This is a genomic window from Mucilaginibacter sp. P4_D1 (genome assembly GCF_056401935.1).
On the sequence record NZ_JBFUIJ010000033.1, the window covers coordinates 1 to 16,037 of the forward strand.

Here is a 16,037-nt window from a genome sequence, read left to right on the forward strand (position 1 = left end):
TTGTAGCCGGCGAAGCGTTAGTGCCATTTATGGTGAAGGTGGCATTGGGATCGGTTGTTATGGCGGTTAGGGTAACTGTGCCAACCGTATCAGGTACTACTGTTGTATACTCCACATTAGTTGGCGTTGCGCTTACCAAAGCCAGTGCTGAATGAGGATTTAGTACCAATGCGTTTAACCGGGCATTATTTGAACCCACTTTGTTTACTGTAACATAGTAGGTTTTGGTGGTTACGCCATCCGGCGCTGTTACCACGGTAGTTACAATCGTAGGCCCGCTGTTAAGCGTTATCGCACCAGAAGTGGAACCGCTGTTTACCGCAACGCCATTTATCGTTGCGGTTGCGCCGGTTCGCAGCCCCGAGGGGGTAAAGGTTACACTGCTCACGGTTGGATCAACAGAGGTTGTGTAATTTACGGTAGTGGTGTTTGAATTGGTAAGAAAAAGCGTCGACCCCGGGTTCATGACCAATGACCCCAATGTGGCATTGTTTGATGCTGTGTGGTTCACGGTAACCAGGTAGGTTTTTGTAGTGCTGCCATCGGCCGCTGTTACCACAGTGGTTACTAAAGTGGGACCGCTGTTCAGCCATATTACTTCTGAAGCAGAACCGTTATTTACAGGTACGCCATTTACCATTACTGTGGCGTTTACATCCTGGGGCGTTGGCGTAAAAGTCACGTTGCTGACAGAAGGGTCAACATTTGTGGTATAATTCACATTATTGGAAGTTGCATTTGCGAGGATGAGCGCTGAACCCGTATTTATAAGCAACGAGGCCAACGTGCCGTTATTTGAACCCGTTCTGTTTACTATTAGCGAATAGGTTTTGGTGGTTATGCCGTCTGCTGCGGTTACTACAGTAGTTATCGCCGTAGGCCCGGTGTTCAGCAATATCGGTGCTGAAGCTGACCCGCTGCTAACCGGTATGCCGTTTATGGTTATCGTAGCGCCTGCGTACGGAATTGTTGGGGTTAAGGTAACGCTGCTGACAGAAGGATCTACACCGGTGGTATAATTCATTACGCCCAGCGTTGAGCTTGTATAGATCAGGGGCGAACCCGGGCTAAGTACGAGCGAACTTAAAGCGGCGTTATTTAAAGTGTTATTTACGGTAATATTAAAGGTAGTTGATGCGCCGCTGCAATCTGAACCACCGACAAGTGCTATTCGACCCGCACTATGCGAAAGAGTGATAGTGCCTGTTATTGTATTTGTTGCTGTACTGATTACATTGACCAGGTTTGAAAATGTATAGGAAACATACAAAAGCTTCCCATCGGGGCTGATTGAAAGATTCTCGGGGGCAGCACCCAGCGGGATGACTACTACAGCGTTGGTAGCTGTGTTGAATACCGAAAGCGTATTCATACCGGAGCCGAAGCTTGGACCGACGATATATATCTTGCCGCCATCCGGACTTATCACCATTGAGGTTGGAAATTTTTCGATTGGTGTAGCAGATATAAGCTCGTTGGTAGTCGCATTTACGACACTAATATTGATATCACCCATTAGATATAACCGGCTACCATCAGGACTTATTGCAAGTTGTTTAACATAGGTGGTGTTGGTGATGGTAGATGTGCTGTTGGTTGCAGTGTTTATAACAGCAATAATATTTGAAAGGTAGTTGGTTACACATGCTTTGCCTCCATCCGGGCTTATCGTAATGCTTGTAGGAGAGTTGCTGCTTATGGGTATGGTGGATATGATAGTGTTTGTTGCAGTATTGATAACAGAAACTGCGCCAACATTTGCCGAAGTAGCACCTGCAACATATAAACGGGTGCCATCGGGGCTAAACGCAATAGCACGAGGGTAGTACGCCCCCAAATCAATAGTAGCGGTTTCTGTGTTAGTTGCAGTGTTTATTATGGATATATTTTTGTATACCTGATGTGTCACATAGATGCTGCTGCCATCCGGCATTGCTACGATCTTTGAAGGGCCCGGACCTACCACAACAGTCGCTGCCAGCAAATTTGTTAAAGTATTGATCACCGAAATATTAGAGGGGCCCGGGCTTTCCGTCCCCTGAGTTATATATGCAAATCCGGCTTTTACAGGGGTAGCCGTAATAGTAGCCGTAACCGGGCTGCTGCCCGCATTTAATGCATTAAATGAAGGGATGTTACCTGTCCCGCTTGCTGCCAGGCCTATGCCGGGCGTATCATTAACCCAGTTAAAAGTGTTACCAGTGCCGGTAAAATTAATTGCAGCGGTAGCAGTGCCATCGTTAAGTGTTTGATTTGATACGGAATTAATAGTCGGTATTTCGTTTACGATACCGCTTACCGCCACATTTTGACTGCTCACTCCTGTAGAGGCCAGCACTACATTGCCGGATATATTTCCTGCCGGGGCAGTAGCCGCCGACCGTACATATATCAAAGTCGTATCAACCTTACCTGCTATTTGTGTAAGTGTTACATTGCCGCCATAACCGCTGGCGGCCGATAAGGACATTTCGAAGCCGGTTGGCGCAGTTGCAGTAATATCGCCGGATAAGCCTATACCGGCAACTGTAAACTGCTGGATGTTGGGGCTCGTTGAAGCGAAACCGGCACAAGCAGTAATAATGCCGTCTGGCGTACCGGCTATTATAGTTCGCGGTGCCGGGTTCACCGTTATTGTAAACGTGACCGACACTCCGCTACAACCTGGACCACCAAAAAAATTCCCAAATGACATAGGGGCCTGGCCTACAGGTATGGTTGATATTACTGTGTTAGTAGCTGTGTTTATTACTAAAACCACGTCATTAGCTGTTACGTACAAAAGACCGCTGGCAGGATCTACCTGCGAGTATTCGGCAAATAAACCGACCGGAATAGTAGCTATGACTGAATTGTCAGACGTATTAATTACCGACATTACTGTACTATAGACATTCGTTACATACAGCCTGGTGCCGTCCGGGCTTATAGACACTCCATTTGGACCATCGCCGACATTTATACTTGCCGTTACTGTATTGTTTGAGGTGTTAATAACAGTTATGGTGTGGTAATTAAAATTTGCCACATATGCCCGGTTGCCGTCGGGACTCAATGTTATTTGACTCGCGCCAGCATCTACTCCGATGCTGGCTAGCCGTGCGTTTGTGGCTAAACTTATTACAGAAACCGTATTTGTACGGTTATTAGTTACATATAAGCGTGCACCATCGAGGCTTACAGCTACGCCATAACATCCCGCAGGGGAGGCAAATATAATCCCGGTCACAGTATTGGTCGTGGTATTGATTACAGAAATCGTTCCATCATCATGATTTGCAACATAAACCCGTGCGCCATCCGGACTTATGGCTATCCCCACCGGCAGGGCCCCTACCGGGATAGTGGCAACGACTGAATTGCTGAATGTGTTAATTACGGAAACAGTACCCGGAGACTGTGTTTGAACTACATAAACAAGGCTGCCATCAGGGCTTACTGCTACTCCCTGGATACCCAGCCCGACAGGAATTGTAGCTACAACTGTTTTGGTAATTGTGTTAATTACCGAAACAGTCCCGCTATTTCTGTTTGTAATATAAGCAAACCCCCGTGATAGGGGAGTGGCTGTAATGGTAGCCGTTACCGGGCTGCTACCGTTATTTATAGCAGCAAACGATGGTAAATGGCCTGTGCCACTTGCAGCCAGGCCAATAGCCGGAGTATTGTTAACCCATGTATAAGCACCTGCTGTACCGGTAAAATTTACAGCCCCAGTTTGTGAGCCGCCATTAACGGTTATATTCGGTACCGTATTTATAGTAGCTAATACGTTTACTATACCGCTTACCGCCACATTTTGCCTGCTCACTCCTGTAGAGGCCAGCACCACATTGCCGGATATAACCCCTGCCGGTGCAGTAGCCGCCGACCGAACATACACCGCGGTGCTGCTTACCACGCCGCCTGACTGTGTAAGCGTTACATTGCCGCCATAACCGGTGCCGGAGGCAAGTGATAACTCGAAGCCTGTTGGGGCAGTTGCTATTATATTACCTGTTAAACCGGTGCCTGCAACTGTAAACTGTTGCAGGTTCGGGCTTGCCGAAGCGGTACCCTGGCATGCAGAAATATTGCCGGTAACAGCACCTGCGTTAATAGTTTGTGCTTGTACTTTGGCGAACACGGCAGATAATAATATTATTAAACTCACAGTGAACAGGCGGTGTAGGTTTTTTTTCATAATGTTGGTTTAAAAAGCAGGAAATTTTAATAGCAATTAATACCTCTGCCACTATATATAAACCGGGAGTCGGGGATAAAAAATAAAACCATGCCCATTTACACCGATAAGTGCAGCCTACGGCCTGGGTTGATCAACTTTTACCTGTACTTTTTTTGATTTTTGGTTCCTGGTGCTTGATTCAATTTTTTTTATAAAGTGACTAAGGTCAGATATGCCCTGTTCCTAAAAAAAGATATAACCCCAAAACAGCCGTAAAATAACATCGTGTTTTAACTGTTTGGTATGCCTTATTTAGGAATAGTTAATATTCAGTCGAAAATACTTAAAATGTTTTGAATCAGGCAGTAATTAGAAAAAAAAGTGCGCTGTAAAATAACGGGGAGGAAAAACCGTTGCCAGGCCATTGAAGTCATGATCATTACGTATTGAAAGCTTGTGGAGCGGCCCTGAATGTTGCGTTTGTTATATTTGAAAATCCGCCGCAAATTTTAAAAACCAAACAACCCAAACCCAATTCTCACCAATGACCAATGACCAATGACCAATGACTAATGACCAATGATTAAAGATTTATTTCAAATTTATCGGCGTCTTTTAAAAACGGCAGGGCACGGCGGGCTTTTTGCACCTCATCGGCGATGATGGAGAAGGTGTATACATCGTCCTCATCGCGCTTGTAGTAAACCACGTTGCCGTTTGGATCGATACAGGTTGAATCGCCTGAATGGTAAACTTCGTTGCCATCATGGCCTACCCGGTTTACACCAATTACATAGGCCTGGTTTTCAACGGCGCGGGCGGGCAGTAAGGTACGCCAGTGCGGGGCCCGGCGTTCGGGCCAGTTGGCCACAACTATTAGCAAATCGTAGGGGTTATCGGCAAGGTTGCGTAGCCAAACCGGGAAACGCAGATCGTAGCAAATCATGGGGCATATTTTCCAACCATTCAGCTCTACCATAATTTTTTTGGTGCCGGCAGTGTACGTATTGTGTTCTTTGCCTAAAGCAAACAGGTGGCGTTTATCATAATACTCATAAGTACCGTCAGTACGCATCCAAATCAGGCGGTTGTAATAATGATCGTTTTCTTTGATGATGATACTGCCGGTAACTACACAATCGTGCTGTTTGGCAGTTTGGTGCATCCATTGCATGGTTTTGCCTTCCATTGGTTCGGCAAGTGCAGCGGCATTCATGGTAAAGCCGGTGCTAAACATTTCGGGCAGGATGATAAGGTCTGTTTTTTCCCTTATTCCGCCAGATAAGCGTAAAGTGATATTTTGTAAATTTTTATCAGTATTTTCCCAAAAAAGGTAGCCTTGAAAAACGGTAATTTTAAGATTATCCATAAGCGGTGTTTAGTCGATAGACCATAATTGATGGCCTATAGTTTTTAAAGTTAATGGATGATAGCTAATTATCTTTAACCAGATTATTCAGTTCTGTGCTTTTACCATGGACTATCGACCATGGTTTATTAACTCAAAATTAAACTTTCAATAACCTATCAACGGCTTTATCTAAAGTTTCTTGCCTTTTGGCGAAACAAAACCTTAACACATGATGATCAATCCCCTTGCTGTAAAAGGCCGAAACCGGTATCGCAGCTACCCCAAACTCCTTAGTGAGGCGTAGTACAAAATCGGCATCTTTCTCGTCGGTGATGTTGCTGTAACGTACTGATTGAAAGTACGATCCATAGCAAGGTAGTAGTTCAAAACGTGTTTGTTCCAACCCCTGGCGAAAGTAGTCTCGTTTTTGCTGAAAAAACTCCGGTAAACCCGTATAAGTTTCTTCATTTTTTAAATGCTCGGCAATGGCATATTGTATCGGCGTATTAACCGCGAATACTAAAAACTGGTGAATTTTCCTGAATTCCTGCATCAGGTAAGCCGGCGCCATACAGTAGCCAACTTTCCAGCCGGTAGCGTGAAAAGGCTTGCCAAATGATGCCACTATAAAGCTGCGCTGCTGTAAGTCGGGGTAGCGGGCCATGCTGTGGTGCGTTTGGCCGTCATATATCAGGTGTTCGTAAACCTCGTCGCTTAGTATTAAAATATCCTGGTTTTTAACCAAGGCGCTTAATTCGTCAATATCCTCCTTATGCAAGATAGTTGCAGTTGGGTTTTGCGGCGAATTAAGGATAATCATTTTGGTTTTATGATTGATGAGCCTTTTTACCATATCCCAGGCAATGCGGTAGTTTGGCGGTTCAAGCGGTAATGATTTTACCACGCCGCCCATCAGCTTTATGGCAGGGGCATAGCAATCAAAAGCAGGCTCAAAAATAATAACCTCATCATTAGGGTGTATAACTGCGCTAATGGCTGTAAATATAGCCTGGGTACCGCCCGCGGTGATGGTTATTTCAGTTTCGGGGTTGTAAACGGCGCCGTAAAGTTTCTCGGTTTTTTCGGCAATGCGCTCCCTTAAGCTCATTACACCGGCCATAGGCGCGTATTGGTTATGGCCATCGTTCATAGCCTTGTTAACCAGCCCGATCAGGTCGGCCGAGCAATTGTAATCGGGAAATCCCTGCGACAAGTTTATAGCACCAACCTCGTTGGCCAGGGCAGACATTACCGTAAATATGGTTGTGCCCGTTTGGGGTAATTTTGAAACTACAGAAATCATCTAAGGGCTAAAGTAAGCAAAAAACCACGAACCGGTAAACGTAATAATACGTATTTTTAGTTTTTTGAAAGTATTTAGCGTTGTAAGAAATATAATAGCGCTGTTATAAAACTGTAGGTGAGCAGTATTTTAACTTGATAATGATTATTAATGCCGATGCGCAATTTACCCCTTAATTTTACCTCGACATCGAACAGCAAGGTTATAAAAAGTGCTTCACGATCTCTCAAGCCGCAATCCCAATTCAAAAAATAATCCTATTTTTGCACCTCAAAATATACAATCACTTTGTAGGTGATTGTGCAAACGTAATTTTATAAACTTTAAATCATAGTTGTAGATGATTAGTATTACACTTCCCGATGGTTCCGTTCGTCAGTACGACAAGGGGATCTCTTCTGCCCAGATCGCGTTGTCGATCTCTGAAGGGTTAGCACGTAACGTTTTAGCAGCCGAAGTTGATGGCGAGGTTTGGGATTCCAGCCGCCCTATCGAAAAGGATTCGCACGTTAAATTATTAACCTGGAACGATGCTTCAGGCAAATCAACCTTCTGGCATTCATCAGCCCACTTATTGGCCGAAGCTTTGGAGGCGCTTTATCCGGGTACCAAATTTGGCATTGGCCCTCCGGTTAAGGACGGCGCCGGGTTTTATTACGATGTTGACTTTGGCGATAAGGTTTTATCAAGCGATGAGTTTAAACAGATCGAAGATAAAATGATCGAGCTGGCTAAAACCAAATCGGAATACATCCGCAAACCGGTTAGCAAAGCTGACGCTGTTGAATATTTTACCGAGAAAAATGATGAGTATAAGCTGGACCTGATTAAAGACCTGGCCGATGGCGAAATCACATTTTATACACAAGGAAACTTTACCGATCTGTGCCGCGGGCCGCATATCCCAAACACTGGTTTTATAAAAGCTGTGAAGATCATGAGCCTTGCCGGTGCTTATTGGCGCGGCGATGAAACACGCAAGCAATTAACCCGTATTTACGGTGTTACTTTCCCTAAAGCCAGCGAGCTTACCGAATACCTGCACATGATTGAAGAAGCCAAAAAGCGCGATCACAGGAAACTAGGTAAAGAGCTGGAACTGTTTGCCTTCTCAGAAAAAGTAGGCATGGGCTTGCCCTTATGGTTGCCTAAAGGAACAGCCCTGCGCGAACGCCTGCAAAACTTTTTGCAAAAAGCACAGGTTAAAGCCGGTTACGAGCAGGTAATTACACCGCACATCGGCCACAAAAACCTGTATGTAACATCTGGTCACTATGAAAAATATGGTGCCGATTCATTTCAGCCTATAAAAACCCCGCAGGAAGGGGAGGAGTTCTTTTTAAAACCGATGAACTGCCCGCACCACTGCGAAATTTATAAAACAAAACCTCGCTCGTACAAGGACCTTCCGGTTCGTTTGGCCGAGTTTGGTACTGTATACCGATACGAGCAAAGCGGCGAATTGCATGGCTTAACCCGTGTGCGTGGCTTTACACAGGATGATGCGCACTTATTTTGCCGCCCCGACCAGGTGAAAGACGAATTTAAAAAAGTAATTGACCTGGTATTATACGTGTTTAAAGCACTGGGTTTCGAAAACTATACCGCGCAGGTATCGTTACGCGATCCGGAGAATAAAGCCAAATACATCGGTACAGACGAGAACTGGGCCTTGGCTGAGTCGGCTATTATTGAAGCGGCAGACGAGAAAGGACTTATTACCGTGGTAGAATATGGCGAAGCGGCATTTTATGGCCCTAAGCTCGATTTTATGGTGCGTGACGCCCTGGGCCGTAAATGGCAATTGGGTACCATCCAGGTAGATTATAACCTGCCCGAGCGTTTTGAACTGGAATACACCGGCAGCGACAATTTAAAACACCGCCCGGTAATGATTCACAGGGCGCCGTTTGGCTCGATGGAACGCTTTATTGCCGTGTTAATTGAGCATTGTGCAGGTAATTTTCCGCTTTGGTTATCTCCTGAGCAATTTATTATTTTGCCGATATCAGAAAAATACGAGGAATATGCAAAAAAACTTTCTGATGTGTTAAAAGATTCCGATATTTGCGGGCTGATTGATTTCAGGGATGAGAAAATAGGGCGTAAGATACGCGATGCTGAAGTCAAAAAGATCCCTTATATGTTGATAGTGGGTGAAAAAGAAGCTGCCGAGGGCATGGTTTCTGTAAGGAAACATGGTTTGGGCGACTTGGGAAGTATGAGCATAGAAGATTTTAAAGAACAAATAATTAAAGAAATAAAAGTATAACTTGGCATTAAACAAACCTTTCAATAGAGGACCAAGGCTTCCTTTCAAGAAGAAAGAAGCTGAACACAACATCAATCAATTCATTAGGGCTCAGGAAGTTCGCCTTGTAGGTGATAACGTAGAGCAAGGTATTTTTTCATTAAGAGATGCCCTTGCTATAGCGCAGGAGCAGGAACTTGACCTGGTTGAAATATCTCCGAACGCCGTACCTCCGGTTTGTAAAGTAACGGACTATAACAAGTTCATTTACGAGCAGAAGAAAAAGCTTAAAGAGATAAAGAGCAATGCCAAGCAAACTGTTATAAAGGAGATCCGTTTCGGGCCTAATACTGATGACCATGACTTTGAATTTAAATTAAAGCATGCCATTAAGTTTTTGGAAGCCGGCGAAAAGGTAAGGGCTTACGTACACTTTAAAGGCCGCGCCATTGTTTACAAGGAGCAAGGCGAGATATTACTACTTCGTTTTGCGCAGGCATTGGAGGATGTAGGTAAAGTAGAGCAGTTACCAAAGCTTGAAGGTAAAAGGATGTTTTTAACCCTTGCGCCTAAAGCTGCGAAAAAATAAATTAAAGATGTGCTGATGTGTAAATTGTGGATTTACACATCGACATAATCTATTATAAAGACATTTACAGGTCTGCAGGGTTGCACATTTGTAAGTTAAACAAACAATTAAATAATAGTTATGCCAAAAATGAAAACCAATTCCAGTGCTAAAAAGCGCTTTAAGCTTACTGGAACAGGTAAAATCACTCGGAAGAATGCATTCAAAAGCCACATCTTAACCAAGATGTCGACTAAACGTAAGCGTAACCTTGGCCACACCAGCTTAGTTTCTAAAGCTGATAGCGGCAATGTTAAACGCATGCTTTGCATCGGAAAGTAATTCACAATTTTTTTTAACCAGGTATTAGAGTTTTAAGTTCGGCTGTAAAGGCAGGCACTCACTACCAAAATCAAACAACATGCCACGTTCAGTTAACGCAGTAGCGTCGAGAAGACGCCGGAAAAGGATCATGAACCTCGCCAAAGGTTATTGGGGTTCACGCAGCAAGGTTTATACCGTTGCAAAAAACACAGTAGAAAAAGGTTTACAGTACGCTTATCGTGACCGTAAAACCAAGAAAAGAGAGTTCAGGGCTTTATGGATCCAGCGTATCAACGCCGGTGCCCGTCAGCACGGAATTTCTTACTCTCAATTAATAGGTAAATTAGCAGCAAAAGAAATCGGTTTAAACCGTAAAGTATTGGCTGATCTAGCGATGAATCATCCTGATGCTTTCAAAGCCGTTATTGATGCAGTAAAATAATAACATTCGCCGGCCACTTTGCCTTTGAATTTAGAAGCCGCCTTGCATTTTGCAAGGCGGCTTTTTTAATGTACTTGTTTTTAACTTTTAAGATATGATAATAACCTCCGGTGTGTCAAAAGATGCTTCGAATCCGTTATCAAGATCCATATACTGTTTAAAGTTTTGTACATCTTTATCAACCATTTTTTTAAATAACGGGTTCAATACATGAGCTATACCGGCGCCTATGCCTCCTGCAGGTGGCTGGTAACTGATCACAATATCAACTACAGTGCCGGTTCCGTCGATGGTGTCCTGGAAACGTACTTTGCCTGCATTATTAATGGCCGAATCGGGCAACGAGCTCCAGCCTATCATTTCGTTTGGTTCATCCTTTACAATTTCGGCATGCCAGCTTACGGTTGCCATATCAGCAGGTAATTTTAAAACCCAATAAGAATATTTGGAGTCAATCATTTCCACGCTTTCCAAGTGTTTCATAAACAGCGGCAGGTTATCCAGCTTGCGCCAAAAATTGTAAACCTTGTGCCTTGGCTGGTTTACGGTGAATGACGACCGGATATTAACGTTTATAGGGTTGGTAGAAAGTTTGCCGATGCGCTTATAAAGCTCACAATGCCCAGTAAGGCCGCGATTTAACAGGTAACCACCCGCGCCAATTTTTAAAACACTTGAAAACGGACTCGAGAAAATGTTTTTAAAGCCCGACCAGCCGAGTTTTACACCACCAATGATAGATGTATAACGTTCCGGCCAGTTCAGGTTTACCCTGTCATCGCCATAAAGTATGGGGAAATTATCTTTGTATTCAATTATGGTAGTTGCCATGTGCTTGTTTTAATGGTACTAAAACTAAACGCAGGATGGCGAGGTAAGTTTTGTTGAATTGTATTTTATAACACGAATTGGACTAATTGAGGCAAATTGCACGAATTAAGAACCGCAAATTAACTTTTCAATCCGTGTAATTCGATACCATTCGCGGCAATTCGTGTTTATTTTTTTTAGGCCGGTGCAATTCATGTTGATAGATTACCTGCCCAAGGTTTTTCAGAAAGGGGAGGCATACAGTGGCGTACTCGTACTTGTTATCATTGTAAATACCATCTTCGTTTGACTGAACAACGGCTGTGAGTAAAAACTCCACCTTATTTTCAAAATCAACTATATAAGCGTTGTCAATATTGTAGCCGTAGCTGTCGCCGTATTTATTAAATATTCTAATGTTTGCATCGGGCACCGCGGTACTATCGGCACCATAAAACAACAGCTTGCTCATTACAGGATAATTTTGCGGCCGGTTATAGGTGGGTTTAGTACTTTCTGTGGGGAACATGCTCATATACTTGTAGATAAGCCGATAATCTGCCTGTGTTAAATTGAAGCGTTGCGCTGCAGCGAAGGCTTCTGGGAAAAGCAACCGTTTTAAAACCATTTGCTGATCTGCAATGGTATAAACGTTTTTCTGGCTAAAATCAAAGGGCTGCATTACCAGCTTGTCGTTTTTATCCAGGTAGCCTTTTCCTTGCAGCATGTTATCCAGATGCATGGGGTAATCGTTGCCGTCAAATAAGGCTGGTTTTTGGTAAACCAGTTTATCGCCATTGTAAAAATCAATGGGGTTGGTGTGTTTGGTGCCTTCGCCGGTATCGTTTATCGCCAGCCTGCCAATAATGCGGGTATTGTTAAGCCGGTATTTTTTTAATTTTTTGTTAATCTCTTCGCGTCCCACAAACTCGTACAAACGGTTATAAGCATCATTATCGCTTACCAGCAGTATCTTTTTTATATAGTTTTCTATTGATGGCAGACCATTAGCCGACGATGTATCTGTTTTAACTTTAGTTTGCCCAGCGAAAGCGCTGTCGGTTATCATTGTCGCGCTTTTTGTAAGGCCCTTAATTTTAAGCTCGTTAATTTTTTCGAGCGMGAAAATACAGGTTGGCAGCTTTACCGTACTTGCCGGATAAAAATATCGCTTTGGATTAAGCCGGTAACTGTATGATTTAAAATGTGGTATATTGTGTTTGTCCCGGTTGATTTGCGTATACAGGATCTGTACTTCGTTATGCGTTGGATGATTGAGGATACCTTGAAACAACTCCGGGCGAGATTGCAGCAGATTTTTGAGGAAGACGGTATCGGGTTGTTGGGCTAATGTTTTTGAACCGGTTACAATCATTATTAACAGGATGCAATATTGTTTCATTATGATAAATATACACTATGTAAATAAGTTTACGGGTATAATAACACAAATGGCCCCGTAGGAGCCATTTGTGTTAAAAAACAGTTAATGCGCCGGCTTAGTGGCGGTGCCCGTTATTAAACGAATTATACCTTTTTTGGAGGCAAATCAAAAGCGATTGCATCATGCTCAAAATGACCTTTGTGCGAGCCATCGCAAAATGGTTTGTTAGCCGATAAGCCACAGCGGCAGATAGAAACTACTGTTCTGCCTTGTAAGCCGTAGTTGTTGCCCTGCATATCTACTATTTCAAAATCGCCATCGATTTTTACAGATCCGTTGTTATTGATAGTAAGTTTAGTTGTTGCCATAAGTTAAATTTTGGCGCAAAGTTAACCAATGCCATGGCCTTTAAAGGGGCTATTTGCTATTTAGAAGGGTTCCGGATTGAAGGGTAGAGCCAAGAGAAAAGAATCAAGAGTTAAGATGGGAGTGTCTGCTGCCAAAATCACAAATGACAAAATGATGATGCGCGATATCCACGCTACAGAAACAGATGTTTTAGCTTTGTTATATGCGATAAAGGTTTTCGGCCTTTTGCTTTAAAACTTTCTGCTTAAAATTACACTATGGAATACAGACAATTAGGAGCATCAGGATTGAGGGTTCCCGTATTAAGTTTCGGAACAGCCACATTTGGCGGTGGTAACGAATTTTTTAAAGCCTGGGGCAATACCCAGGTTGACGAAGCCAAAGAACTGATTAACTTATGCCTTGATGCGGGTATGAACTTTTTTGATACGGCGAATATATACTCAAGCGGAATATCTGAAGAAATATTAGGAAAGGCATTGGAAGGCCTGCGTAACCAAGTGCTTATCAGCACAAAGGCTACGCTCCCCATGGGCGATGGCACCAATGATTATGGTTCATCGCGCCTGCATTTAATAAAACAGGCAGAGGATAGCCTTAAGCGCCTACAAACCGACCATATCGATATTTACCACATGCATAGTTTTGATGCCACAACCCCGGTTGAAGAAACCCTGCGCGCACTTGATGACCTGGTAACCAGCGGCAAGGTGCGTTATATTGCCTGTTCGAACTTTTCGGGCTGGCATTTAATGAAATCGCTGTCGGTATCTGAACGTTATGGCTGGAGCAGGTACATTGCCAACCAGGCTTATTATTCGCTGTTAGACCGTGAATTTGAATGGGAGCTGATGCCTTTAGCTATCGATCAAAATGTGAGTACCATAGTTTGGAGTCCGTTGGCATCGGGCAAAGTGAGCGGTAAATTCAGGAGGGGACAGCCCATACCGGCAGATTCAAGAACGGTACAAGGCGGCGCTCATGGCCCGGCAACCAACTTCGATCGCCTTTACAACATTGTTGATGTTTTGGATGAAGTGGCCGAAGAAACAGGTAAATCTGTAGCACAGGTTTCCATTAACTGGTTATTGCAAAGGCCAACCGTTGCCAATATCATTATAGGCGCACGTAACCAGGAACAGCTAAGGCAGAACCTGGGTGCCGTTGGCTGGAATTTGACTACCGAGCAGGTAAAAAAACTGGATGCAGCAAGTGATTTAACGCCAATATATCCATACTGGCACCAACGCCAAAATCCCAAACTCATACCTCCGCCAATACAATACTAATGTCATTATCTATTTAAACATCTGTAGCGACAGGCTTAAAACCCATCGCTTAGCTGTTTAACTTACCGGTTTAATTACGTAAAATTACGTGGGTAAACTGCTCAAATACCGTGTTTATACTAATCTGATAACAACAGGGGATGTCTATTTTTACAAAGTAGACAGTTAATAGTTAATAATTTAATGCTCCTAAACATTTATCATTTAAAAAACAAGCAAGGCTACCTGCCGGCTTGTTTTTTTGTTTCCAGGCAAGCCAATTGAGATAACAACGGGTTGAGGTAACAGTTAAATTACAATGGTATTCAAAAAAAACGGCCTGTTTTCTTCGATGCTTTACAAAACTTAGCTAATTTACCTGCCTGCCCTAAAGGGCAATGCTTATAAACCAATTTACCTTTTACCTATGCTTAACCGAAGACAGTTCATTCAGAATACGTCAGTTGCCGGGACAAGTTTTTTACTTGCGCCCCAACTTTCAAAGGCAGCCGGCTTTTTCAAAGGTTCGCCCAACGAAAAAGTAGTTTTAGGCGCTATGGGCACCAATAGCCGCGGCCTGTACCTGGCGCAGAGCTATGCTAAAATTCCTAATGTAGAGATAGGGTACATCTGCGATGTGGACTCCAAAGTAGTAGACAGAACCATTGAAGAGATTTATAAAATAACGGGCAAACGGCCAAAAGGAATTACCGATATCCGCAAAATGCTGGAAATAAAGGATATTGATGCCGTTGTTGTTGCCCCGCCCGATCATTGGCACGCCCCGGCAACCATAATGGCTTGCCAGGCCGGCAAACATGTTTATGTAGAAAAGCCCTGCAGCCATAACCCACACGAAGGCGAAATGGCTGTTGAGGCTGCAAAAAAATACAATCGCCTGGTGCAAATGGGTAGTCAACGGCGCTCATTCTCCAATGTGCAGGCCATGGTGAAGGAATTGCATGACGGCGTTATTGGGCGTACCTATTATGCCAAAGGCTGGTACACCAACCACAGGCTAAGCATTGGCCATGGCAAGCAAGTGCCCGTACCTGCGAATTTAAACTACGACCTGTGGCAGGGCCCGGCCCCGCGTAAACCCTACCAGGATAACCTGATTCACTATAACTGGCACTGGTTTTGGAACTGGGGAACCGGCGAGGCGCTGAACAACGGCACCCACGAACTGGATGTAATCCGCTGGGGTTTGGGTGTGGATTATCCTAACAAAGTAGTATCCACCGGCGGCCGCTTCCATTTTAACGACGACTGGCAAACGCCCGATACCCAAAATATCCTGTATAATTTCCCCAACAATACTGCTGCCGAATGGGAGAGCCGCAGCAGCAACGGTTTTAATATTGAGCAGTTAAGCCGCGGGGTGGTATTTTATGGCGATAAAGGCACCCTGTTTTACGGCAGCGGCAACGGTTACCAGGTTTACGATGGCGATAACAAGCTGGTGAAGGAAGTTAAAGACGATACCAAAGTTGATGGCACCAACAAAGTAAGCCCCACCGAGGCGCTTGATGGTTTTCACCTGAAGAATTTTATCGATGGCGTTAGGGGAGTAGCGCCGCTGAACTGCCCCATTGAAATTGGTTTTAAATCAACCCTGCTGCCGCAATTGGGTAATATATCATACCGGGTTGACCGCGTGCTGCACATTAACCCAACCAACGGCCATATCCTGAATGACCCCGAAGCCCAAAAACTTTGGAGCCGGGAATATGAAAAAGGCTGGGAGGTGAAGGTGTAAACGCCATTATTGCCTCATTCCTCACCAGTATGTCATTGCGAGG

At 44.1% G+C, this 16,037-nt stretch carries 12 protein-coding genes; 6 read left to right on the forward strand and 6 right to left on the reverse strand.

Features of this window, described 5'->3' with window-relative positions; translation table 11 throughout:
• The 3 genes from AC1DV1_RS22440 to AC1DV1_RS22450 all read right to left on the reverse strand — a co-directional run.
• A partial coding sequence (locus AC1DV1_RS22440; RefSeq protein WP_477363742.1) for a cadherin-like beta sandwich domain-containing protein occupies window positions 1–4,183 on the reverse strand: 4,183 nt, incomplete at its 3' end.
• A 565-nt stretch (window positions 4,184–4,748) separates the two neighbouring features.
• Window positions 4,749–5,534: an amidohydrolase gene (locus AC1DV1_RS22445; protein WP_477363745.1), complete on the reverse strand. Its 786-nt coding sequence runs from the start codon at window positions 5,532–5,534 to the stop codon at window positions 4,749–4,751.
• A gap of 139 nt (window positions 5,535–5,673) precedes the next feature.
• The gene (locus AC1DV1_RS22450) at window positions 5,674–6,819 is read right to left on the reverse strand and encodes a methionine aminotransferase (RefSeq protein WP_477363748.1); all 1,146 of its coding nucleotides are present in this window, start codon (window positions 6,817–6,819) and stop codon (window positions 5,674–5,676) included.
• 340 nt (window positions 6,820–7,159) lie between these two features.
• Here AC1DV1_RS22450 and thrS point away from each other — a divergent pair, with 340 nt between their 5' ends.
• From thrS to rplT, 4 genes are all read left to right on the forward strand, one after another.
• Window positions 7,160–9,091, forward strand: a complete 1,932-nt coding sequence (gene thrS, locus AC1DV1_RS22455; RefSeq protein ID WP_477363751.1) for a threonine--tRNA ligase — start codon at window positions 7,160–7,162, stop codon at window positions 9,089–9,091.
• A gap of 1 nt (window position 9,092) precedes the next feature.
• The gene (gene infC, locus AC1DV1_RS22460) at window positions 9,093–9,659 is read left to right on the forward strand and encodes a translation initiation factor IF-3 (RefSeq protein ID WP_090647343.1); all 567 of its coding nucleotides are present in this window, start codon (window positions 9,093–9,095) and stop codon (window positions 9,657–9,659) included.
• 120 nt (window positions 9,660–9,779) lie between these two features.
• Entirely contained in the window at window positions 9,780–9,980 is a 201-nt protein-coding gene (gene rpmI / locus AC1DV1_RS22465; protein ID WP_090647347.1) for a 50S ribosomal protein L35, read from the forward strand.
• A gap of 79 nt (window positions 9,981–10,059) precedes the next feature.
• Entirely contained in the window at window positions 10,060–10,404 is a 345-nt protein-coding gene (gene rplT / locus AC1DV1_RS22470; RefSeq protein ID WP_076369188.1) for a 50S ribosomal protein L20, read from the forward strand.
• 87 nt (window positions 10,405–10,491) lie between these two features.
• Here the strand turns inward: rplT and AC1DV1_RS22475 are convergent, their stop codons facing one another.
• From AC1DV1_RS22475 to AC1DV1_RS22485, 3 genes are all read right to left on the reverse strand, one after another.
• On the reverse strand, window positions 10,492–11,235 hold the full coding sequence (locus AC1DV1_RS22475; protein WP_477363755.1) for an SRPBCC family protein: 744 nt from the start codon (window positions 11,233–11,235) through the stop codon (window positions 10,492–10,494).
• A 127-nt stretch (window positions 11,236–11,362) separates the two neighbouring features.
• Entirely contained in the window at window positions 11,363–12,616 is a 1,254-nt protein-coding gene (locus tag AC1DV1_RS22480; RefSeq protein WP_477363758.1) for a serine hydrolase, read from the reverse strand.
• Window positions 12,617–12,741: 125 nt separating this feature from the next.
• A complete protein-coding gene (locus tag AC1DV1_RS22485) occupies window positions 12,742–12,966 on the reverse strand; it encodes a CDGSH iron-sulfur domain-containing protein (RefSeq protein ID WP_091375341.1) in 225 nt (74 codons plus the stop codon).
• A gap of 258 nt (window positions 12,967–13,224) precedes the next feature.
• Between AC1DV1_RS22485 and AC1DV1_RS22490 the strand changes: the two genes are divergently transcribed.
• Both AC1DV1_RS22490 and AC1DV1_RS22495 read left to right on the forward strand, forming a co-directional pair.
• On the forward strand, window positions 13,225–14,256 hold the full coding sequence (locus tag AC1DV1_RS22490) for an aldo/keto reductase (protein ID WP_477363761.1): 1,032 nt from the start codon (window positions 13,225–13,227) through the stop codon (window positions 14,254–14,256).
• A gap of 406 nt (window positions 14,257–14,662) precedes the next feature.
• Window positions 14,663–15,994 (forward strand): Gfo/Idh/MocA family protein, encoded by a 1,332-nt coding sequence (locus AC1DV1_RS22495; protein WP_477363764.1) that lies wholly within the window; start codon window positions 14,663–14,665, stop codon window positions 15,992–15,994.
• The last annotated feature ends 43 nt before the right edge of the window (window positions 15,995–16,037 follow it).